This window comes from Kitasatospora sp. NPDC057198, assembly GCF_042670125.1.
Lineage (GTDB): Bacteria > Actinomycetota > Actinomycetes > Streptomycetales > Streptomycetaceae > Kitasatospora.
In genome coordinates this window covers 1-20,460 of the sequence record NZ_JBHUWH010000050.1, presented here as the reverse complement: position 1 = coordinate 20,460, position 20,460 = coordinate 1, and the positions used below count along the sequence as shown (strand labels likewise).

Below are 20,460 nucleotides of genomic sequence, written 5' to 3'. Positions count from 1 at the left end.
ACCATGGGCGCCGTGACGTACGAAGGCACGGTCGAACTGAGCGACGGCGGCCGCCCGTGGTGTGCGGACAGCGGGGGCGACCGGCCGCCGCTGGTGCTGCTGCACCCGGGGGTCGGCGACTCCCGGGTGTGGGACGCGGCGCTGCCCGCCCTGCTGGAGCGGTTCCGGGTCGTACGCTACGACGTGCGCGGCTACGGGCGCTCCCCGCAGCCCACCGGGCCGTACTCGATGCCGGCGGACCTGCGGGCGGTGCGGACGCCGCGGCCCGGGCCCAGCTGGAGTCGGCGGCACGGGCCTGGCCGCTGGAGGACGTGCACCGGCTGCCCGACCCGCCGGTGTTCGACCGGCTCGGCGAACTGGCGGGCCTGCCCGCCCGGGTTCTGATCGGCGACCTCGACCTGCCGCCCGCCGTCGACTGCGCCGAGCGCACCGCCGAACGCCTGGGCTGCGGCCCGGACCCCGTCCCCGGCGCCGACCACCTGCTGCCGCTGCGCGCGCCCGGCGCGCTGGTCGCCGCCGTCCTGGCCGCCGTGCCGCACGGCGGCTGACCGCCCGGCGGGCCGGGTGCGGTGAGCGACCTGCGCTCACCGCGGGCCCGTCCGGTGCGCGGCGGGTGCGGGGTCAGGTACCGGCGGCGGATTCCGGGCCGGCCTGGCGGCTGCGCAGTTGCTCGTTGATGCGCAGGGCCTCTTCGAGTTGGTCCTCGAGGATGATGATGCGGCAGGCCGCGTCGATGGAGGTGCCCTGGTCGACGAGGTCGCGGGCGCGCATCGCGATGCGCAACTGGTAGCGGGAGTAGCGGCGGTGGCCGCCCTCCGAGCGCAGGGGGGTGATGAGGCCCTGGTCCCCCAGGGAGCGCAGGAAGCCTGCGGTGGTGCCGGTCATCTCGGCGGCACGGCCCATCGTGTAGGCGGGGTAGTCGTCGTCGTCGAACGAGCTGCCCGGGTCCGGGGTGTGGGGCTGGTCGGTCGTCGGAGTCACTGCACCTCTCTTGGTTCCGGAGAACGCGTCGAGGGGCCCCGGCGCCGTGGCGGCTCCGGGGCCCCGAAGGGGAAACAACACCATCTACCGGCCTGGGCCGGGTTCCTTGTTCCGCACGGGCCCGATTCGGGGGACCTGCGGGGATCGCGTATGCGTGACCGGAAACCACCGTCCTCTTGCTCAAAGGGGGTCTGCGGTGTCCGCCCGGGTGAAAGGCATCACGGGCCGGGCGATCCTGATGGCGCTCTGTCCCTCCGTTCTTCCTCTTCGTGGACTGGTACTGCGCACTGCTGGTACTGCTCGACGGCAGCCCCTGATCACTGCGGGCCGCCCGGCCCGGCCGTCGGCCCTGTCGCCTCACTGCACACACGCTGGCTTCAGGACCCCACAACCGTGCCGACCTGCGAACTTCTCAATTCTTCCCGCCAGTTCGTGTCTGCCGGGCCATCTCTTCACTGCGCTTACGAGAGAAACGCTAACCCCGCGAGGGGCCAATGTCTACTCCAGCCGCGATAGATTTTCCGGTGTTCGAGAGACAGGTACTCTGCGCTCCGCAGGACACGGAACGAGGTGCGCGGGCACCCGGCCAGGGCCACGGGCAGCAGCACGGACGAGAGGGCGACCGGTGGAGGAACCGAAGACGGCAGGTCAAGGGCGCGCGTCCGACCCGTCCGACCCGCAGGAGCGGACCTCGCTGGTGGCCGCCCTCGCCGAAGCCGTCCGCGACCGGGACGAGCGGAGCCTGCGCCGCCTCCTCGCCCGGTTCGCCGAACAGGTCACCATCACCGACCTGCACGCCCTGCGCGACGCGCTCGACCCCCGCCGCCGCGGCCGGCGGCCGGACTCCCGGTAGGCCGCGCGCGGCACCCCGCCCCGGCCCGCTCCCGGCCGCCGACCTGCGGCTTCCGGTAGCCTGGCCAGTCCGACAAGTGCCCCGAGTCGGACATGTCAGGAGCTCTGCGCCATGGCCGCCGTCCCGTCCCCGCCCCCTTCCCCCCTGGTGGCCGCCGTCGACCTCGGCGGGACGAAGACCGCCGGCGCGATCGTCACCGGCACCGGCGAGCTGCTGGCCCGCGCCGAGTGCCCGACCGCCGCGGACGGCGACGCCGAGGCCGTGTTCGCGGGCGTCGCCCGGGTGCTGGAGGAACTCGCCGGGCACCCGGCCTGGCCGGGCGTCACCGCCGTTGGCGTGGGCAGCGCGGGGCCGGTCGACACCGCGGCGGGCACCGTCTCCCCGGTCAACGTGCCGTCCTGGCGCGGCTTCCCGCTGGCCCGGCGGATCGCGCTGCGCACCGCGCTGCCGGTACGCCTGCTCGGCGACGGGGTCGCGGTCGCCGAGGCCGAACACTGGCTGGGCGCCGCCGCCGGGTACCGCGACGCCCTGTGCATGGTCGTCTCCACCGGCGTCGGCGGCGGCCTGGTCCTCGGCGGCAAGGTCCACCCGGGCCCGAGCGGCAACGCCGGGCACATCGGCCACGTCAGCATCCAGTGGGACGGCGACCCCTGCCCCTGCGGCGGCCGCGGCTGCCTGGAGGGGCTGGCCAGCGGCCCGGCCATCGTCCGCCACGCCCGCGCGGCCGGCTGGCGCCCCGCCGAGGGCGCCCCGCTCACCGCCCGCGCCGTCGCCGACTCCGCCCGCACCGGCGACGGGGCCGCCCTCGCCGCGTTCGACCTCGCCGCGCGGGCCCTGGCCACCGCGATCGCCGGCACCGCCGCCCTGGTCGAACTCCAGGCCGTCGTCATCGGCGGCGGCGTCGCCCAGTCCGGCCCCCTCCTCTTCGACCCCCTCGCCCACCACCTCACCCACTACGCCGGCCTCCCCTTCACCCGCGGCCTCCACCTCCACCCCGCCCACCTCGGCCCCGACGCCGGCCTGATCGGCGCCGCGGCGGCAGCCCTGCGGAGTTAAGGGCCGACGAGAGCACCGCCAGGGGCTCGGGGAACGGCGAGCACGGGTCTGCTGGCGGTTCACTGCCGGAGCGCGCATCGGCTTCCGGTTCCGTCAAAGACACGCAGCAGCACGAACACTCCGATGGGCTCCGACCCCCAGCAGCACGGACTCGCCGTTCCCCGAGCCCCTGAAGGCGCTCTACCGAGCCCCTGGCAGGGCTCTCTGTTTTCTCCCGGAGCGTCTGCCTACGCTGGAGGGGTGCAGTCACCGACCCCGTGGGAGATCGCGACCCCGTCGCGGGGCCGGCCGCTGCCCGGGGTGGCGATGGCCGGGTTCCGGGCGCGGGGGGTGGCGGAGCTGGGGGTGGTGCCGTTCCCGGCGGTGACGTTGGCGCTCGACCTGGGTGAGCAGCCGCTGACCGTCGCAGCCGGCGGCCGGCCGGTGCGCGGCAGCGCGGTGCTCGGGCTGGGGGCGGTCGGCCTGCACGGCAGTGGGCGGGAGGTGCGGTGCCTGCAGGTGCGGCTGTCGCCGGTGGTGGCGCACGCGGTGCTGGGGGGTTTCGCCGCGGAGGGCGGCCCGCTGGCCGCGTTGGACGAGGTGTGGGGCCGGGGCGCCGTCCGGTTGGAGGAGCGGTTGCGGGCGGCGGCCTCCTGGGAGGAGCGTTTCGCGCTGGTGGCCGGGGTGTTGGCCGCCCGTCGTGCCGAGGGCCGTCCGGTGGATCCGGAAGTGGCGTACGTCTGGGGCGAGTTGGCGCGTTCGCACGGCACGTCGCGGGTGGATGCGCTGGCGGTGGAGGTGGGGTGGAGCCGTAAGCGGCTGTGGTCGCGGTTCCGGGCGCAGGTGGGGTTGGCGCCGAAGCGGGCGGCCCGGCTGGTGCGTTTCGACCACGCGGTGCACCGTCTGGCGGCGGGCGGCCACCCGGCGGCGGTCGCGGCGGAGGCGGGTTACGCGGACCAGTCGCACCTGCACCGGGAGGTCGCGGGCTTCGCCCGGGTGACGCCGTCCGCGGTGGCGCGCGAGCCGTGGCTGTCGGTGGACGGGGTCGCCTGGCCGGCCCCCGGCTACCTGCGCGGCTGACGCGCTCCCGCGGAACATTCGTCCAAGACCCGGCCCGGCCGGCGCCGCGAGACTGCAGGCATGACCGAGAACCTGTTCACCGCCCTGTCCCGGTACGGCGTCGACGCGCCCGGTTTCGTCGCCTCGACCTCCGCCCTCGGTGCGGCCTGCGCGCTCGCGGCGGCCGCCCGTCCGTTCCGCGGCCGGCGGGCGGTGGCCGCGCTGGGGGCGGGGCTGCTGGTGCAGGCGGGGGTGTGCCTGCACACCACGTTGCGCGGCAAACTCCGGGTGTGGGAGCGCGAGTTGGACGCCCTGGGGCTGCGCGGCGACGAACGGCTGCTGGATCTGGGCTGCGGCCGCGGCGCGGTGCTGATCGGCGCGGCCCGGCGGCTGCCGCGCGGCCGGGCGGTCGGGGTGGACCTGTGGGCGTCGAAGGACCAGAGCGGCAACACCCCGGCCGCGACCCTGGCCAACGCCGTCGCGGCGGGCGTCCGGGACCGGATCGAGGTGCACACCGCCGACATCACCGAACTGCCCTTCCCCGACGCGGACTTCGACCTGGTCACCTCGGCCCTGGTGATCCACAACATCCCCACCATGGCCGCCCGTCTGCGCGCCGTGGACGAGGCGCTGCGCGTGCTGCGCCCGGGTGGCCGGCTGCTGATCGCCGACATCTCCCTGATGGTCCGCCGCTACGCCGCGCACCTGGGCGCGGGCACCGTCCGCGACCTCGGCCCGGCGTACTGGTACGGCGGGCCGTGGCTGCCGGTGTCGATGCTGGAGCTGCGCAGGCCGGCCTGAGCCGGGCGGGCGGGTCGGGGGCTGGACCGTCCCGCCGGGGCAGTGGCACCATGATCCGCATGACCGCAGACCGAAAGGCCCGTGCCGCGTAACCGGCCCGGTCGGCTCCGGGCCGACCCGCGACATGCCCCGCTCGCCCGGGACGAGCCGCCGCCGGGGCGCCTCCGCGGGCTCTCGACCCGCAGCAGCCTGGCGATCCACCGGGTGGAACGGCGCTCGGGCGACTACTACGTGTACCCCGGCGCCACGGACCGGGCGTTGCGACGGTACCGGGCGTTCACCCTGCCGCCGGGGCGCCGCCCCCGCTACCCGCAGGGCGTGCAGTGCTCGTGCCGCGGGTGCTCCTTCGACGACGTGCGGCACGCCCGGGACGTGCTCGACGAGGTGCTGCAGGCCCTGCCCCCGGGGGCCCGGGCCGAGTTGGGGCGCCGGGTGGCCGTGCTGGACGCCGCCTACCTCCGGTGCACCCTGCCGGACCCCTTCGCCGCCCGGCGGGGGTGGCGGGCCGACCGCTGGTGGCGCCGCCGCCTGGCCGGGGGTTGGGAGGGGGCGTGATCCGGGCCCGCCGTGGCGGCGGGTCAGAGGCTCAGCGACTCCAGCACCAGCAGCGCGCCCACCGCGAGGTTGGCCCAGCGGTAGATGACGAGCACGGCGACGAACTCGCGGATGGTGGCGCTGGGCCAGAAGTACGCGGCGGTGGGCGAGCCGACGACGTGGCCGTGGACGCCCTCGCGGCGGGCGAAGACGGCGGCGCGGAAGGCATGGAAGTTGTTGGTGACGACGACGCAGCGGTAGTCGGGGTCGGCGGCGGCCATGATCGCGTGGCTGAAGCGGAGGTTCTCCTCGGTGGTGCGGGAGCGGTCCTCGCGGACGATCCGGTCGGCGGGGAAGCCGCGTTCGACCAGGTGGTCGGCCATCGCGTGGGACTCGGGGAGCTGCTCGTCGGAGCCCTTGCCGCCGGAGACGAGCAGCTGCGGGGAGCGGCCGCGGTCGACCTGCCGGTCGTACAGGCGGCGGCCGCGCTCCAGGCGGCTGGCGAGCAGCGGCGGGACGCGGCTGCCGTCGCGCAGGCCGGTGCCGAGGACGACCACGTAGTCGACGTCCTCGCGGGGGGTGAGGCGGCCGTAGAGGTAGGCGTAGCCGACGAAGCAGGTGAACAGGAAGGAGAGGTAGCAGGCGAGCACGAAGACGGTGCGGGCGACCACCACCAGCGCCTCGGAGTCGGCCCGGGTCGCGGCCAGCAGCAGGGCGATGACGGCCAGGATGCCGAGTCCGCACAGCAGGGCGAGCAGGTTGCCGAGGCTGCGGCCCTCCTTGCGGAGCATCTTGAGGCCGTTGGCGATGAGCAGCCCGGCCAGCACCACGCTGCCCAGCGCGGGGACGAGGACCACGACGACCAGGACGGTCTCGGCGGCGGCCGAGTCGGCCCGGTGCAGGGTGCCGAGCAGGGCGAGGGCGAACAGGGCGACGGAGAGCCCGAGGCAGACGGCGTTGCCGAAGCGGCGCCGGTCGCGCAGCACGCCGACGCCGAACAGCAGCAGGAAGACGAGCGCGAGGGCGTACAGGAGCATGGGGGCAAGCCTAGGAGAGGACGGCGCCGCCCCGCCGCGGTTCGACGGGCGGGGCGGGTGCGGGGCGGGTGACGCGGGGTCAGCGGCGGCCGGAGAGGACGCCGCCCTTCTCGGGCAGGCCCTCGGCGAGGTCCTCGGCGATCATGCGCTTGGCGATGGTGTCGGCGGCGGCGCGCAGTTCGGCGCTGCGCGGGCGGCCGCGGTCCTCCTCCAGGCGGCGGTTGAGCCAGTCGGACCAGGCGCGGGTGATGGTCGCGGCCTCCCGGGAGCCGGCCTCGGTGTGCTGGTAGAAGCCGTTGCGTGCCTCCAGGAAGCCTTCGGCGACCATCCGGTCGAAGACCGGCTGGAGGACCTCCGGGGGGATCCGGCGGCGGGCGGCGATCAGGTTGAGGCTGGCGTGGCCGACGGTGCGGGTGAACAGTTCGACCTGCATGACGGCCCAGGAGCCGGCCACGTCGAGCCGGGTGCCGGAGGCGCCCACGACCTGCCGGGCGGTGTCCAGCCCGGCGGTGCCGAGGAGTTTGGCGACGGCGAGTTCGAGGACCTTGGCGGAGTCGCCGGAGGACGGCTGGGCGAAGCCCTCGCCCATGTCGGAGGAGCTGGCGCGGGCGGAGTCGCGGAGTTTGACCTGCTTGAGGAAGAGCGCGACGACGAAGCCGACCAGGGCGACCGGGACGGTCCACAGGAAGACGGTGTGCAGCGAGTCGGCGTACGCCTGGATGACCGGCGCGGCCTGCTCGGGGGGCAGTTCGTGGACGCCGTGCGGGCTCTGCGCGGCGGCGCCGAGCTGCTGCGGGTCGGCACCGGTGGTCCGGGCGGCCTCGGTGACGGCGGCGGTCAGGTTGGTCTTCAGCGAGTTGGCGTAGATGGTGCCGAAGACGGCGGTGCCGAAGGAGGAGCCGAGGGTGCGGAAGAAGGTGACGCCGGAGGTGGCGGTGCCCAGGTCGGTGTAGTCGACGGTGTTCTGCACGGCGATGGTGAGCACCTGCATGCACAGGCCGATGCCGGTGCCGAGCACGAACATGTAGATGCTGGCGAGCCAGGCGCTGGTGCCGACGTCCAGCAGCGAGAGCAGGTAGAGGCCGACGCCCATCACCACCGAGCCGATGATCGGGAAGAACCGGTACTTGCCGGTCTTGGAGACCACGTTGCCGGAGAAGATCGAGGCGATCAGCAGGCCGAGCACCATCGGCAGGGTGCGCACGCCGGAGACGGTCGCCGAGTCGCCGTCGACGTACTGCAGGAAGGTCGGCAGGAAGGTCAGCGCGCCGAGCATGGCGAAGCCGACGATGAAGCTGAGGATCGAGCAGACGGTGAACACCTGGTTGCGGAACAGCCGCATCGGCAGGGTGGGTTGGGCGGCCCGGGTCTCGGCCCAGCAGAACAGGGCCAGTGCGACGACGCCGGCCGCGAACAGGCCGATGATCACGGCCGAGCCCCAGGCGTACTCGTTGCCGCCCCAACTGGTGGCCAGGATCAGGGCGCTGGCGCCGATCGCGACCAGGGTGATGCCCAGGTAGTCGATGACCGGGCGGACGCCGGACTTGACCACCGGGATGTTCCGGGCGGCGGCGATGACCACCACGATCGCGATCGGCACGTTCACGTAGAACGCCCAGCGCCAGGACAGGTGGTCGGTGAACAGACCGCCGAGCAGCGGGCCGACCACGGTGGCCACGCCGAAGACCGCGCCGATCGCGCCCTGGTACTTGCCGCGTTCGCGCAGCGGGATGACGTCGGCGATCAGCGCCATCGAGGTGACCATCAGGCCGCCCGCGCCGACGCCCTGGACGGCCCGCCAGATGATCAGCAGCAGCATGTTGGTGGACAGGCCGCACAGGAAGGAGCCGACGATGAAGACGATCGCGGAGACCTGGAAGACCACCTTGCGGCCGAACAGGTCGCCCATCTTGCCGACCAGCGCGGTGGTGACGGTCTCCGCGAGCAGGTAGGAGGTCACCACCCAGGACATGTGGGAGGCCCCGCCGAGGTCGGCCACGATGGTGGGCAGCGCGGTGCCGACGATGGTCTGGTCGAGTGCGGCCAGCAGCATGCCCAGCATGATGGTGCCGAACACGACGTTCCGCTGCCGCCGGTCGAGGACGGGCGGCGCTGCCTGGCTGACTTCGCTGGAGGTGGTCACCCTGGCATCGTCACACTTCGTCATGGTTTGTCCGACCCGACACCCCGGCAGGGCAATGCATGATCAGCCGATGGTGCGACAAGAGCAGGACCCATCGGCGTTAGAGGGGCATGGACAGTCCGACGACCTCCGGCAGCACCGACCGCGGCCCCCTGGAATTCCGGGACTTCGCGGTGGCGCAGGCCCGCCACCTGGTGCGCACCGCCTACCTGCTGACCGGCGGTGACGCCCACCTCGCCGAGGACCTCGCCCAGGAGGCGCTCGGCAAACTGTACGGGGGCTGGCGCCGGATCTCCCGGATGGAGAACCCGGCCGGGTACGCCCGCACCGTCCTGGTCAACACCTTCCTCAGCCACCGGCGCCGGCGCAGCAGCCGCGAGCACGTCACCGACACCTTCGCCGAGACCGCCGGCCCCCGGGAGGACCCGGCGCTGCGCGTCGCCCTGCTCGGCGTGCTCGCCGAACTCCCGCAGCAGGACCGGGCCGTGCTCGTCCTGCGCTACTGGGAGGACCTCGGCGTCGAGGAGACCGCCGCCGCGCTGCGGCTGACCCCCAGCGCCGTCCGGTCGCGCGCCTCCCGGGCCCTGGCCCGGCTGCGCACCCGGCTGGGCGACCAGTTCGACGACCTCGCCCGCTCCTGAAGCCCGCCCGCCGCCTCCCGATCCCGCCCCGCACCTCCCTCACCGCACGCCACGGAGCCCCGTCATGCCATCGCCTTCCGAAGAAGAAGACTTCGTCCGCGTCCTGCGGGCCGGCGCCGAACTGGCGCCCGCCGTGCCCGCCGACGAGTTCGCCCTGGGCGCCGAGCGGCGCGGCCGCCGCCGCGTGCTGCGCCGCCGGATCGGCGTCGCCTCGGCGGTGGCCCTGGTCGCCGCCGCCGGGATCGTCCCCGCCGTGCTGCCCGACCGCGCCCGGCCGTCCGCCCAGGCCCCGGCCTCGTCCCCGCCCCGGGTCGACGACGCGTTCATGCTGGACACCCTGACCTCGCTGCTGCCCGCGGGCGGCACCGTCAGCGGCGGGCAGGGCCTCGCCCCCGACCCGAACGAGCCCGGCCGGGTCCCGCAGGCGTACCTCGGCTACGACGACGGCCGCGGCGGCAGGGTCCAACTCATGCTCGCCGTCGACCTGGTGGCCTCCCCCGTCACCACCGACGCCCAGCGCCTGCTGTGCTACGAGCCGATCGTCCCCGGCACCGCCACCTGCGACCCCGCCACCCGCCCCGACGGCTCGTACCTGCTGACCAGCGGCTACGGCGGCCCCGACACCGACGACCACGGCCTGAGCGTGACGTACACGCTGCCCAACGGCCGCCAGGTGCAGGTCCAGGAGGTGGCCGCCGACCGGGACGTCAAGGAACTTCCGCTGGACAAGGACGAGTTGACCGAGATCGCGACCGCCGCGCAGTGGCAGTGGGTGTTCGGCACGCTGGGCGCCGCCCCCTCCCGGCCCCCGGCCCGGCCCGCCCCGACCGGCGAGCGGATGCTCGCCGCCCTGGCCCCGCTGCTGAACGGCGCCCAGCTGGACACCAGCCGCACCGGCACCGACCTGCCCGGCCGGATCCGGGTCGACGTCACCGCCGGCGGCCGCACCAGCGCCCTGCTGCTCAGCGTCACCCCCGGCTGGCGGGCCGGCTACCCGGCCGACCCGCGGAGCACCTTCACCAGCGTCCACCGCAGCACCAGCAGCCTCCCGGACGGCACCCTGGTCAGCACCACCACCCTCGGCGGCGCCCAGCGCACCTCCAGCGGCGGCTACCTCGCCGACGCCCTGCTCCCCGACGGCACCGAGGTGGGCGTCCGGCTCTGGAACTCCACCACCGGACGCGACGGCGAGCGGCCCGGCGACCCCGTGCTCACCACCGACCAGCTGTCCGCCCTGGTCACCGCCCCCGTCTGGGGCACGCTCTGAACCCCGCCCGACCGCCGGGCCCGCCTTGTCAGGGGCCCGGCCGCCCCGGGAGGATCGGTCCGTGCGAGAACTGGACGACTGGCTGGCCGAACGGCGCGGGACGCTGCGGGCCGCGGGCCCCGAACGGGCTGCCCTCTTCGAACGGGCGGCCGCCGCGCTGCCCGGCTACCTGGCGGCCCTCGACCTGCGGGACACCGGCCCGCTGACCGGCAGCCCGCTCTCCCCCAACGTGCTCCGCGAGGTCCGGCGGGCGGACGGGTCCGCCGCCGTACTGAAGCTGATCGGCGAACCCCAGCACGCCGAGGCCGCGACGCTGGCCGCCTGGACGGCCGGCGGGGTGCCCTGCGCCCCGCTGCTCGACCACGGGACGGGCACCCACGCCCCCGGCGTCACCCACCTGCTGCTCGGCCTGGTCGCGGGCACCGAACTGCCGCACGCGCAGATGGCCGCCGCCACCGGGGAGGCCGCCGCGCTGTACCGCCGGGCGCACCTGGCACCGCCCGCCGGGGTGCTGCCGCTGCCGGACTTCCTCGGGCCCCGGCTCGACGAGGCCGCCGGGGTCTGGCGCGCGGCCGGGCTGCCCGCGCCGGACGGCGCCGCCGAGGTCCTCACGGCCCTGTCCGCCGAGCCGGTGCTGCTGCACGGCGACGCGGTCGGCTTCAACCTGCTGCGCACCCGCGCCGGGCTCGCGCTCATCGACCCGGCGGGCGTGCACGGACCGGCCGAGTTCGACGCCGCCCGCTGGGTGGCGCGCTGCCTGGCCGTCACCGGCCCGGCCGCCCTGCCGGAGCTGACCGCCACCGCGCTGCGCGCGGACCCGTCGCTGGAACCCCGGGCGTTCGACGCCTGCGTCGCGGTCGAGCTGGTGATCGAGGTCCGGCACCGGATCACCAGCCCGCAGGTCTTCCTCCGCGTCGGCGCCCCGCGGCGGAGCTTCGACGCGGACACCCGGCTGCTCGCCGGGGCGGCGCTCGACCGCCTCGGCCTCAGGACTTGGGGTCCAGGTCGCCGGAGAAGCCCTGCTGGACGAAGTGCAGGGAGCCGTCCTTGTTCGGGGTGAGGACCGCGTCCCCGCCGATCGGGTCGCAGCCCGCGCTGACCGTCCCGGTCACGGTGCGGGCGACCAGCCGGGAGCCGGTCGCGGACACCAGGGACGCCTCGTTGGTGCACAGCACCTGGCCGGTGCCGAGGCCGCCGTCGGTCTCCACGTAGGCGACCGAGTCGCCGACCGCGCCCTGGTGGATGGTGAACCGCATGACCAGCCGCAGCCCGTTCGAGGAGGCGGCCGACCCCTCGAAGGTGCCCAGGAACACGTCCGCGACGGCGTTCCCGTCGTCGGCCGCGGGCGAGGGCGGCGGGTCGCTCTCCTGCCCGGCCGGGGTGGCCGGGGCGTCCGGCTCCGGGGAATCCCCGGCGTCCGGGGTGGTCACCGCCGCCGGGCTGCCGGACGGGCTGTTCGACGCCTCGTTGCCGCCGCCCAACCCGCCCGTCGCGGCCCACACGCCCAGCCCCGCCAGCACCGCCGCGACCACCCCGGTGGCGATCAGCGGCGCCGTCCGCCGCCGGGGCGGCTGCTGCACGATGACGGCCGGGTACGGGTACGCGCCCGGCGGCGTCTGGGACACGTACGGGTTCGGGGCCGGATAGGCACCCGGCGGCGTCGAGGTGGCGTACGGGTTCGCGGGCGGCCCGAACGACGGGGGCGCCTGGTACGGGGCGGTCGGGGGCAGCGGCGGAGGCTGCGGCGGGGCGGTGGAGGCGGTGGGCGCGGGCGGCTGGGCGGGATCGGGGCGCGACTCCAGGTCCAGCAGCGCGACGGCCAACCGCGCCACCTCCTCGGACACCGCGCCGGGCAGCCAGCCCCGGTCACCGAGCCGGGTCAGCCCCGCCGCGCTGCGCTCCAGCCGCTCCCGCAGGGCCGCCGTGGACGGCCTGCGCTCCGGCTCCTTGTCCAGGCAGTCGCGCACCAGGGCGAGCAGGTCGCCGTCCAGGCCGCCGAGATCCGGCTCCTCGTGGACGATCCGGTAGAGCAGCCCGGCCGCGCTGTCCTGCTCGCCGAACGGGGCCCGCCCGGTCGCGGCGAAGGCCAGCACCGCGCCGAACCCGAACACGTCACCGGCCGGGCCGGAGGGACGGCCCCTGGCCTGCTCCGGCGACATGAACCCCGGCGAACCCACCACGTACCCGGACCTGGTCAGCGCGGAGGTCGCGTCCAGCGCGCGGGCGATGCCGAAGTCGATCAGCCGCGGCCCGTCCAGCGCCAGCAGCACGTTCGACGGCTTGACGTCCCGATGGACCAGCCCCAGTCCGTGCACCGCCGCCAACGCGTCGGCCAGGCCGGTGCCCAGCGCCCGCACCGTGTCCGGCGGCAGCGCGCCGAAACGCCGCACCGCGTCCGACAGCGAGGGCCCCGCGACGTACCCGGTGGCCACCCACGGCTGCGCGCCCTCCGTGTCGGCGTCCAGCACCGGCGCGGTCCACCGCCCGCCGACCCGCCGCGCCGCGGCCACCTCCTGCCGGAACCGCTGCCGGAACTCCCGGTCCGCGGCGAACTCCTGCCGGACCGTCTTCACCGCCACCGTCCGCCCGCCGGCCGTCCGACCGAGGAACACCTCCCCCATCCCGCCGGCCCCCAGCCGCCCCAGCAGCCGGTAGGGGCCGATCGCGTGCGGGTCGCCATCGCCGAGAGTCTCCAACGTTCCGCGCTCCTAGGCTGCTTGCCGAACCACCGGGAAATGCCCCGACGCCACGCACCGGATCTTCACGAGGCACCCTAGGGCCTCCCCCGCACCGAACCACCCGAGTCCACCTTTTCCGGACCGGATCGGAACCGGACGGTTACGCCCCCACAACACGCCCGAACCCACCCACCCCGACACCCCCAACTCCCCCACCACCAAAGCCCACCGCCACGCTCCGGGCCGTCCCGCCCCCGCCCTCGTCCACCCCTCAGCCCGCCGCAGACGACTCCCCCGCCGTCCCCTGCACCGCCCCCTCAACTCCCCGCTCCCCCTTCAACCACCCCTCAGCTCAACCACCCCTCAGCCCGCCGCAGACGACTCCCCCGCCGTCCCCCGCACCGTCGTGCGGAAGGCGATCGGCGTGGTCCCGGTGCGCTGGTGGAAGAACTTGGCGAAGTTCGCGGCGTCGGCGAAGCCGAGGTGGTCGGCGATCCTGGCGGCGGAGCTCTCGCTGTGGGCGAGCAGGCGTTTGGCCTCCAGGACGACGCGGCGGTCGATGAACTCCTTGGCGCCGACGCCCGCCGCGGCGAGGGTCGCGCGGGAGAGCGTGCGCGGCGAGTAGCCGAGGTGTTTCGCGTAGTCCTCGACCCGCCGGGTGCGGGTGAAGTGCTGTTCGACGGCCTGCCGGAAGCGCCGGTAGGTCTCGCCGGGTTCGGTCGCGGCGCTGCCGCACGGCGCGGGCGGGTTGGCGAGGCGCAGCAGGAGCGCGGCGAGCAGGTGGCGCAGCAGGGCGTGGTGGATCTCGGCTGGCAGGTCCGCGCCGGAGGCGTACTCGCGGTGGAGGTGGCGCACCGCGTGCCGCAGTGCTTCGCGTTCGGGCCCGTCGGTGTGCAGGACGGCGGCGGCGAAGGGGTCATCGAGCCGGGCGGCGGCGACCGTCGCGGGGTCGGGGAAGCCGGGTTCGAACAGCACCAGGGTGCCGTCGGCGCCGTCGAGTCCGCCCCACTGCTGGACCTGTCCGGGCCGTACCCACAGCCAGCTGCCGGGTTCGACGGTGTGCGCGGTGAAGTCGACGGTGTGGTGCAGGGTGCCGTGGTCGAGGGTGAGCAGGTGGTGGAAGGCGGGGCGCTGCGGCCGGTGGAAGTCGCCGGCGGGGGCGGTCGCGGCGGCGCGGCGGGCGCGCAGTTCGGCGAGCGTCATGACTTCGACGCCGACCGGTCCGCCGGGTGGCGCGGTGAACGGGACCTCGGGGATCGCCGTCCCGGACGTCTGGGTTTCGTTCGCTCGCATGGTCACCACATCCGCTGCCAGGCTACCTCCGGTTGATCTTCCGCCGGGAGGGCGGTTGTACGGTCGACAGCACCAGACGGAGGGAGCGGGGATGGAGCGGCGGCCGACCTTGCACGACGTGGCGGGCGAGGCGCGGGTGAGCGCGAAGACGGTGTCGCGGGTGCTGAACGGGGAGGGGCCGGTGGCGGCGCAGACCCGGGAGCGGGTGCTGGCGGCGGTGGAGCGGCTGGGGTTCCGGCCGAACCTGATGGCGCGCAGCATCCGTACCGGCGGGCCGGACTCGACGGTGGGGCTGGTGCTGCCGGATCTGGGCAATCCGTTCTTCGGGGCGCTGGCGGGCGGGGTGGAGGAGGCGCTGCGCGGGCGCGGGCTGACGGTGCTGCTGGGGTGTTCGGGCGGGGACGGGGCGCGCGAGGCGGAGGTGGTGGGGGCGTTCCTGGCGCGGCGGACGAGTGCGCTGCTGGTGGTGCCGTCGGGCGGCGGGGAGGCGTGGGCGGCGGCGTCGGCGGCGGGGGTGCCGCTGGTGTTCCTGGACCGGCCGGGGCCGGGCGCGGACTGCGTGGTGTCGTCGAACCGGGCGGGGGCCCGGGAGGGGGTGGCGCACCTGCTGGGGGCGGGGCACCGGCGGGTGGGGTTCCTGGGCGACCTGCCGGCGTCGCTGTACACCCGGCGGGAGCGGCTGGCGGGTTGGCGGGAGGCGCTGGCGGCGGCGGGCCTGCGGGCCCCGGCGCAGCTGGTGGCGGGGGCGCGGACGGTCGCGGAGGCGGAGCGGGCGGCGCTGGCGCTGCTGGCCGGGCCCGCCGCGCCGACGGCGCTGTTCGCGTCGAACACGAACGCGGCGACGGGCGCGCTGCTGGCGCTGGGCCGCTCGGGGCGGCGGGACGTGGCGCTGCTGTCCTTCGACGACCTGCCGCTGGCGGAGGTGCTGGACCCGCCGCTGTCGGCGGTCGCCCAGGACCCGGTGCTGCTGGGGGCGACGGCAGCCCGGCTGGCGCTGGCCCGGCTGGACGGGGACGCGTCCCCGCCGCGCACCGAGACCGTCCCGACCAGGCTGGTCGTCCGTCCGGCCCGCCCTTGACTACCGACTGGTAACCGTTGGAACGTGGGCCTCCCCCACCCGAAGGAGCGCGGATGTCCCCCCAGTTCGGCGACTACCAGAACGAGATCTACTTCGAGGCGCTGTTCGGCGTCGCCCCGAAGTACCCGATGACGTACGCGGGCCTGGCCGAGCGGGCGCGGCACGCGCTGGCGCCGGAGCTGTGGTCGTACGTGGCGGGCGGGGCGGGCGACGAGCACACCCAGCGGGCGAACGCGGCGGCGTTCGAGCGGTGGGGGCTGGTGCCGCGGATGCTGGTCGGCGCGAAGGAGCGGGACCTGCGGGTGGAGCTGTTCGGGCTGGAGCTGGCCTCGCCGCTGTTCCTGGCCCCGGTGGGGGTGGTGGGGCTGTGCGCGCCGGACGGGCACGGGGACGTGGCGACGGCCCGGGCGGCGGCCCGGACGGGGGTGCCGATGGTGGCGTCCACGCTGTCGGTGGACCCGATGGAGGCGGTGGCGGCGGAGCTGGGCGGCACGCCCGGGTTCTTCCAGCTGTACACGCCGACCGACCGGGCGCTGGCCGAGTCGCTGGTGCACCGGGCCGAGGCGGCCGGGTTCAAGGCGATCGTGGTCACCCTGGACACCTGGGTGACCGGCTGGCGGCCGCGCGACCTGGGCAGCGGCAGCTTCCCGCAGCTGCGCGGGCACTGCCTGGCGAACTACACCTCCGACCCGGTGTTCCGGGCCCGGCTGCAGGATCCGGACGGGGATCCGCGGGGCGCGGTGATGGACTGGGTGCAGATCTTCGGCAACCCGCTGACCTGGGACGACCTGCCGTGGCTGCGGTCGCTGACCGAGCTGCCGATCGTACTGAAGGGCCTGTGCCACCCGGAGGACGTGCGCCGGGCGAAGGACGCGGGCATGGACGGGGTCTACTGCTCGAACCACGGCGGGCGGCAGGCGAACGGCGGGCTGCCGGCGCTGGAGTCGCTGGCCGAGGTGGTGGAGGCGGCAGACGGCCTGCCGGTGCTGTTCGACTCGGGCGTGCGCAGCGGCGCGGACGCGGTAAAGGCCCTGGCGCTGGGCGCGACGGCGGTGGGCGTGGGCCGGCCGTACGTGTACGGGCTGGCGCTGGGCGGCGAGGCGGGCGTGGTGCACGTGCTGCGCTCGCTGCTGGCGGAGGCGGACCTGCTGATGGCGGTGGACGGCTATCCGACGCTGGAGAGCCTGCGCGCGCCGGGCGCACTGCGGCGGTGCTGAGCGCCCCCACCCGGCGCCGCCTTATTGCGAGTCACTTGCAATAACACCTTGCATGCAGCAGAGTGGAGACTGCGGGGTCGTCCGACGATCGTCTTCCCAACCGGCGCCCGCCGGGACGCGGCGCCGGCCCCGCGCCAGCCACTCCCGCCCCTCAGGGCTCCAGCGGCAGCCGCACCAGCATGGTCTTGCCGCCGCCGTCCTCGTCGGCGACGGTCTCCACCAGGCCGCCCGCCAGCGCCGCCAGCTCGTGCACCAGGGCCAGGCCCCAGCCGCCGCTGCCGTCCTGGTGCGGCACCTCGGGGCGCTGCGGGCAGTGCGGGTGCCGGTCGTGCACCCGCACCGTCAGTTCGCCCGCGCAGAAGTCGAGTTGGAGCGTGGTGCGGGGCGACCGGGGAGCGGCGTGGCGGACCGCGTTGGTGACCAGTTCGCTGACCACCAGCAGCACCGTGTCGGTCAGCGGATGGTCCGCGTCCAACCCGCGGGCGGCCAGTTCGCCCCGCACGCTGCGACGCGCCTCGGGCACGGACGCGGGTACGGTCGCCAGGCTCAGGCAGTAGCGCACGGTCTGGGGTGGGTCCGCGACAGCCATGGTCGGTCCCTTCACGAACGGGGGCGACCGGGTGGGAGCGGAAGGGCGCCGTTGTCCGGCCGCGTCGGGGCTCGGCAGCCCTGCCCCGTCCGAACGAACCGGACAGATTACCGATACTCAGTACGGTAAGGCCGAACCGCCCGAAGTGCGGCGGCGGATGCTGGACAGTGGCCACAACTCGCCACGGGTCGCCGCATCCCGGGGAGCATGTCCGACGACCTGCTGGAACCCCTCGGCCCCGGCCCGCCGGAGAGCTCCGACTCGGCGCCCGGCAGGAGATCCTGGCGGTCGACTGCCCGCCGTGCTTCGACGAGTCGCCCGCCGTGACGGCGGTCGGCCGCGAGCGGGCCGACGGGCCGTCAGGTTTCCGGGCCGACGGGCCGTCAGACTTCCGGGCCGGCGCCCGGGACGCGCTCGAAGACCAGGTTGGTGCGGGTCTGCGCGACCGCCGGATGGGCCGTCAGGTGGTCGACCACGAAGCAGCGCAGCGCCTCCGGGTCGGCCACCGCCACGTGCAGCAGGTAGTCGTCGCTGCCCGCCATGTGGAAGACCGCCAGCACGCCCGGCAGGTGCGGCGCGGCGGCCCGGAAGCTGCCGTTCTGCTCCCGGGTGTGCGCCCGCAGCCGCACCGAGATCATCGCCTGCAGCGGCAGCCCGACCGAGGGCAGGTCCAGCTCCGCGTGGTAGCCGGCGATCACCCCGCGCTCGCGCAGCGCCCGCACCCGCGCCAGGCAGGTGGACGGCGCGACGCCGACCCGCTCGGCCAGCGCGTTGTTGGGCGTCCGGGCGTCGGCCAGCAGCACCCGGACGATCGCCCGGTCGACCGCGTCGAGCCCCGCCGCGCGGCCCCGTGGAATGTTCGGCACGCCCCCAGCCTGGCCGCCCGCGCCGAACATCCGCAAGAGTGCCGCCGCCCGCACCGAATCATCTGCCGCCACTCTGGCCACCGGGCGTCCGGGCGTTCACCATCGGGCGGCATGAGCCGACTCGACACCCGAGCCGTGCACGCCGGCCGCGAGGACCTCGCCGGACTCGGCACGCACGTCCCCCCGCTCGACCTGTCCACCACCTACCCGGTACCGGACCTCGACACCGGCGGCGACGCCTACCAGGCGCTGGCCGGCGGCGGACGGCCGCCCGCCGCCGGGGGCCTGGTCTACCAGCGGCTGTGGAACCCCACCGTCGCCCGCTTCGAACAGGCCCTGGCCGAACTGGAGGGCTGCGCCGAGGCGGTGGCCTTCTCCTCCGGCATGGCCGCGCTCTCCGCCTGCCTGCTCGCCGCCGCCGCGGACGGCCGCCGGCACGTGGTCGCGCTGCGCCCGCTGTACGGCGGCTCCGACCACCTGCTGGACTCCGGCCTGCTCGGCACCGAGGTGACCTGGGCCGCCCCCGACACCCTCGCCGCCGCGCTGCGCCCCGACACCGGGCTGGTCCTGGTCGAGACCCCCGGCAACCCCACCCTCGACCTGCTCGACCTGGCGGCGCTCGCCGACCGCTGCGGCGGGGTCCCGCTGCTGGTCGACAACACCTTCGCCACCCCGGTGCTGCAGCGGCCCGCCGCGTTCGGCGCCACCCTGGTGCTGCACTCGGCGACCAAGGCGATCGGCGGCCACGGCGACGTGCTCGCCGGGGCGGTCGCCTGCACCGCCGAGTGGGCGGAGCGGCTGCGCCGGGTCCGGGCCGTCACCGGCGCCGTCCTGCACCCGCTGGCCGGCTACCTGCTGCACCGCGGCCTGCAGACCCTCCCGCTGCGGGTGCGCGCCGCCTCCGCCACCGCCTTCCGGATCGCCGACTGGCTGGCCGGACAGCCCGGGGTCGCCGCCGTGCACTACCCCGGCCGCTCCGGCTCGCCGCTGCTCGGCAAGCAGATGCTGGGCGGCGGCAGCGTGCTGGCCTTCGAGGCCGCGGGCGGGTTCGCGCACGCGGCGGCGGTCGCCGAGCGCTGCCGGCTGATCACCCACGCCGTCTCGCTCGGCGGCGTCGACACCCTGATCCAGCACCCGGCCTCGCTCACCCACCGCCCGGTGGCCGCCGCCCACAAGCCGTCCCCGGCGGTGCTGCGGCTGTCGGTCGGCCTGGAGGACCCGGAGGACCTGATCGCCGACCTGGCCGCGGCCCTGGCCCGCTGACCGGGCACCCCGCCTCCACCCGTCCACCGCCCGCCCACCGCCCGCGGACGGCCGTCACGCCCCGGCGGCCGTCCGCAGGTGCGCCAGCACCACCGGATCGATCCGGCCCTCGGCGAGGCGGCCCTCCAGGTTCTCCACGCCCGCCCAGCGGTCCAACGAGTCGTAGCCGAGACGCCCCAGCAACTCCCTTACCTCGGCGGCGAGTTCGCCCTCCAGCGGCAGCAGTGCCGCCGGGTCGGACACCCCGTGCAGCACCTCGTGCACGGCCAGCAGCCGGCGCAACTCGCCCACCGGATCGGCGTGGTCGTCCACCCGCAGGTCGTACGCGGTGTCACCCCAACCGCCCACCCCCCGCCCCGGATCGACCACGTACAGCGCCGCGCTCTGCCGCCCCCGGGCGTCCCCGCCCGCCGCGTCACCCGCCGCCAGCGCGGCCACCAGCCGGTCCGCGAACGGCAGTTCGGCGGAGGCCAGCCAGACGGACTCCATGTCCCGGACCACCTCGGGCCCGGCCAGGATGTTCCCCTGCACCGCGTACCCGTCCCCCGCCAGCCCGCCCGCCCAGGGCAGGCACTCCTCCCCCGTGTACGTCACCGCGGCGCCGTCCGCCCCGACCACCCCCAACTGCCGGTGCGCCCGCCCCTCGTCCGCCGCCAGCAGCGCCGCCAGCACCCCGGCCGGCCCGACACCGCTGCGCAGCATCGCCAGCCCCTGCGGCCGGTACGCGACATTGGCCCACGCCTGCGAGGCGAGCGCACCGACACCGACCTCGGCCGCGGGCACCAGCGCCCCGACCGACAGGAACTTGCTCGCCACGGCGACACCGAGAGCGTTCCCCTGACGAGCCACGATGGAGAAGGTCACGACCCGCGACGATAGCCCCCACCGAGCGGTTCGTCCACGCCCCGAACGCACCCGGCAAACTCCGGCAAGAACCGCCTGCCAGCGAAACCGGACGGCGAACCCTGACGGCGAAACCGGACCGCGAAACCGGACGGCGAAACCAGGGGCGCGGGGAACTGCGCGAAGCGGGAGGTGAACACCGGCAAGATCGCGGGACAGTGCAAGTTCGTATCCTGCGTCGCGATCCGGCTGTGCGTGCTCGGTTGCCCGCGCAGTTCCCCG

At 75.5% G+C, this 20,460-nt stretch carries 21 protein-coding genes; 13 read left to right on the top strand and 8 right to left on the bottom strand.

Features of this window, described 5'->3' with window-relative positions:
• Positions 1–12 precede the first annotated feature (12 nt).
• Both ACFUEL_RS08905 and ACFUEL_RS08900 read left to right on the top strand, forming a co-directional pair.
• Entirely contained in the window at positions 13–384 is a 372-nt protein-coding gene (locus tag ACFUEL_RS08905; protein WP_380235367.1) for an alpha/beta fold hydrolase, read from the top strand.
• Positions 336–548: a hypothetical protein gene (locus ACFUEL_RS08900; protein ID WP_380235366.1), complete on the top strand. Its 213-nt coding sequence runs from the start codon at positions 336–338 to the stop codon at positions 546–548. The genes ACFUEL_RS08905 and ACFUEL_RS08900 overlap by 49 nt, the downstream gene beginning before the upstream one ends.
• A 73-nt stretch (positions 549–621) precedes the next feature.
• Here the strand turns inward: ACFUEL_RS08900 and ACFUEL_RS08895 are convergent, their stop codons facing one another.
• A complete protein-coding gene (locus ACFUEL_RS08895; protein WP_380235376.1) occupies positions 622–903 on the bottom strand; it encodes a MerR family transcriptional regulator in 282 nt (93 codons plus the stop codon).
• 703 nt (positions 904–1,606) lie between these two features.
• On the opposite strand from ACFUEL_RS08895, the gene ACFUEL_RS08890 reads away from it, so the two are divergent.
• The 5 genes from ACFUEL_RS08890 to ACFUEL_RS08870 all read left to right on the top strand — a co-directional run bounded on the left by ACFUEL_RS08890 (position 1,607) and on the right by ACFUEL_RS08870 (position 5,284).
• Positions 1,607–1,834 (top strand): hypothetical protein, encoded by a 228-nt coding sequence (locus tag ACFUEL_RS08890; RefSeq protein ID WP_380235365.1) that lies wholly within the window; start codon positions 1,607–1,609, stop codon positions 1,832–1,834.
• Between the two features lie 111 nt (positions 1,835–1,945).
• Positions 1,946–2,890, top strand: coding sequence for an ROK family protein (locus tag ACFUEL_RS08885; RefSeq protein ID WP_380235364.1), 945 nt, complete (start codon positions 1,946–1,948; stop codon positions 2,888–2,890).
• 240 nt (positions 2,891–3,130) lie between these two features.
• The gene (locus ACFUEL_RS08880) at positions 3,131–3,949 is read left to right on the top strand and encodes a helix-turn-helix domain-containing protein (RefSeq protein WP_380235363.1); all 819 of its coding nucleotides are present in this window, start codon (positions 3,131–3,133) and stop codon (positions 3,947–3,949) included.
• 60 nt (positions 3,950–4,009) lie between these two features.
• Complete coding sequence (locus ACFUEL_RS08875) at positions 4,010–4,729, top strand: class I SAM-dependent methyltransferase (protein ID WP_380235362.1); 720 nt, start codon at positions 4,010–4,012, stop codon at positions 4,727–4,729.
• Between the two features lie 204 nt (positions 4,730–4,933).
• Positions 4,934–5,284, top strand: a complete 351-nt coding sequence (locus ACFUEL_RS08870; RefSeq protein ID WP_380235361.1) for a hypothetical protein — start codon at positions 4,934–4,936, stop codon at positions 5,282–5,284.
• Between the two features lie 23 nt (positions 5,285–5,307).
• Here ACFUEL_RS08870 and ACFUEL_RS08865 read toward each other — a convergent pair whose 3' ends face one another.
• Positions 5,308–6,300: a YdcF family protein gene (locus ACFUEL_RS08865; RefSeq protein WP_380235360.1), complete on the bottom strand. Its 993-nt coding sequence runs from the start codon at positions 6,298–6,300 to the stop codon at positions 5,308–5,310.
• A gap of 79 nt (positions 6,301–6,379) precedes the next feature.
• Positions 6,380–8,467, bottom strand: coding sequence for an MDR family MFS transporter (locus ACFUEL_RS08860; protein WP_380235359.1), 2,088 nt, complete (start codon positions 8,465–8,467; stop codon positions 6,380–6,382).
• Between the two features lie 86 nt (positions 8,468–8,553).
• On the opposite strand from ACFUEL_RS08860, the gene ACFUEL_RS08855 reads away from it, so the two are divergent.
• From ACFUEL_RS08855 to ACFUEL_RS08845, 3 genes are all read left to right on the top strand, one after another.
• Positions 8,554–9,084, top strand: a complete 531-nt coding sequence (locus ACFUEL_RS08855) for a SigE family RNA polymerase sigma factor (RefSeq protein ID WP_380235357.1) — start codon at positions 8,554–8,556, stop codon at positions 9,082–9,084.
• A gap of 64 nt (positions 9,085–9,148) precedes the next feature.
• On the top strand, positions 9,149–10,351 hold the full coding sequence (locus ACFUEL_RS08850; RefSeq protein ID WP_380235355.1) for a hypothetical protein: 1,203 nt from the start codon (positions 9,149–9,151) through the stop codon (positions 10,349–10,351).
• Between the two features lie 61 nt (positions 10,352–10,412).
• Complete coding sequence (locus tag ACFUEL_RS08845) at positions 10,413–11,411, top strand: aminoglycoside phosphotransferase family protein (RefSeq protein WP_380235354.1); 999 nt, start codon at positions 10,413–10,415, stop codon at positions 11,409–11,411.
• On the opposite strand, the gene ACFUEL_RS08840 is transcribed toward ACFUEL_RS08845, so the two are convergent.
• Both ACFUEL_RS08840 and ACFUEL_RS08835 read right to left on the bottom strand, forming a co-directional pair.
• Positions 11,338–13,047: a protein kinase gene (locus ACFUEL_RS08840; RefSeq protein ID WP_380235353.1), complete on the bottom strand. Its 1,710-nt coding sequence runs from the start codon at positions 13,045–13,047 to the stop codon at positions 11,338–11,340. The genes ACFUEL_RS08845 and ACFUEL_RS08840 overlap by 74 nt on opposite strands.
• A gap of 345 nt (positions 13,048–13,392) precedes the next feature.
• The gene (locus ACFUEL_RS08835) at positions 13,393–14,322 is read right to left on the bottom strand and encodes a helix-turn-helix domain-containing protein (protein ID WP_380235352.1); all 930 of its coding nucleotides are present in this window, start codon (positions 14,320–14,322) and stop codon (positions 13,393–13,395) included.
• 91 nt (positions 14,323–14,413) lie between these two features.
• On the opposite strand from ACFUEL_RS08835, the gene ACFUEL_RS08830 reads away from it, so the two are divergent.
• Positions 14,414–15,400 carry a LacI family DNA-binding transcriptional regulator gene (locus ACFUEL_RS08830; RefSeq protein WP_380235351.1) on the top strand — a complete coding sequence of 329 codons (987 nt, stop codon included), beginning with the start codon at positions 14,414–14,416 and terminating at the stop codon, positions 15,398–15,400.
• 53 nt (positions 15,401–15,453) lie between these two features.
• On the top strand, positions 15,454–16,617 hold the full coding sequence (locus ACFUEL_RS08825) for an alpha-hydroxy-acid oxidizing protein (RefSeq protein ID WP_380235350.1): 1,164 nt from the start codon (positions 15,454–15,456) through the stop codon (positions 16,615–16,617).
• 151 nt (positions 16,618–16,768) lie between these two features.
• On the opposite strand, the gene ACFUEL_RS08820 is transcribed toward ACFUEL_RS08825, so the two are convergent.
• On the bottom strand, positions 16,769–17,206 hold the full coding sequence (locus ACFUEL_RS08820) for an ATP-binding protein (RefSeq protein ID WP_380235349.1): 438 nt from the start codon (positions 17,204–17,206) through the stop codon (positions 16,769–16,771).
• 383 nt (positions 17,207–17,589) lie between these two features.
• Positions 17,590–18,072 (bottom strand): Lrp/AsnC family transcriptional regulator, encoded by a 483-nt coding sequence (locus ACFUEL_RS08815; protein ID WP_380235348.1) that lies wholly within the window; start codon positions 18,070–18,072, stop codon positions 17,590–17,592.
• 111 nt (positions 18,073–18,183) lie between these two features.
• Here ACFUEL_RS08815 and ACFUEL_RS08810 point away from each other — a divergent pair, with 111 nt between their 5' ends.
• Positions 18,184–19,335, top strand: a complete 1,152-nt coding sequence (locus ACFUEL_RS08810) for a trans-sulfuration enzyme family protein (protein ID WP_380235347.1) — start codon at positions 18,184–18,186, stop codon at positions 19,333–19,335.
• Positions 19,336–19,389: 54 nt separating this feature from the next.
• On the opposite strand, the gene ACFUEL_RS08805 is transcribed toward ACFUEL_RS08810, so the two are convergent.
• The gene (locus ACFUEL_RS08805; RefSeq protein WP_380235346.1) at positions 19,390–20,199 is read right to left on the bottom strand and encodes a DUF1028 domain-containing protein; all 810 of its coding nucleotides are present in this window, start codon (positions 20,197–20,199) and stop codon (positions 19,390–19,392) included.
• Positions 20,200–20,460: the final 261 nt, after the last annotated feature.

Bases quoted from the DNA above. Each gene is read 5' to 3' on its own strand.
- ACFUEL_RS08865 (WP_380235360.1), bottom strand. From the start codon at position 6,300: ATGCTCCTGTACGCCCTCGCGCTCGTCTTCCTGCTGCTGTTCGGCGTC.
- ACFUEL_RS08820 (WP_380235349.1), bottom strand. From the start codon at position 17,206: ATGGCTGTCGCGGACCCACCCCAGACCGTGCGCTACTGCCTGAGCCTG.
- ACFUEL_RS08895 (WP_380235376.1), bottom strand. From the start codon at position 903: ATGGGCCGTGCCGCCGAGATGACCGGCACCACCGCAGGCTTCCTGCGC.
- ACFUEL_RS08810 (WP_380235347.1), top strand. From the start codon at position 18,184: ATGAGCCGACTCGACACCCGAGCCGTGCACGCCGGCCGCGAGGACCTC.
- ACFUEL_RS08825 (WP_380235350.1), top strand. From the start codon at position 15,454: ATGTCCCCCCAGTTCGGCGACTACCAGAACGAGATCTACTTCGAGGCG.
- ACFUEL_RS08875 (WP_380235362.1), top strand. From the start codon at position 4,010: ATGACCGAGAACCTGTTCACCGCCCTGTCCCGGTACGGCGTCGACGCG.
- ACFUEL_RS08830 (WP_380235351.1), top strand. From the start codon at position 14,414: ATGGAGCGGCGGCCGACCTTGCACGACGTGGCGGGCGAGGCGCGGGTG.
- ACFUEL_RS08850 (WP_380235355.1), top strand. From the start codon at position 9,149: ATGCCATCGCCTTCCGAAGAAGAAGACTTCGTCCGCGTCCTGCGGGCC.
- ACFUEL_RS08855 (WP_380235357.1), top strand. From the start codon at position 8,554: ATGGACAGTCCGACGACCTCCGGCAGCACCGACCGCGGCCCCCTGGAA.
- ACFUEL_RS08835 (WP_380235352.1), bottom strand. From the start codon at position 14,322: ATGCGAGCGAACGAAACCCAGACGTCCGGGACGGCGATCCCCGAGGTC.
- ACFUEL_RS08885 (WP_380235364.1), top strand. From the start codon at position 1,946: ATGGCCGCCGTCCCGTCCCCGCCCCCTTCCCCCCTGGTGGCCGCCGTC.
- ACFUEL_RS08860 (WP_380235359.1), bottom strand. From the start codon at position 8,467: ATGACGAAGTGTGACGATGCCAGGGTGACCACCTCCAGCGAAGTCAGC.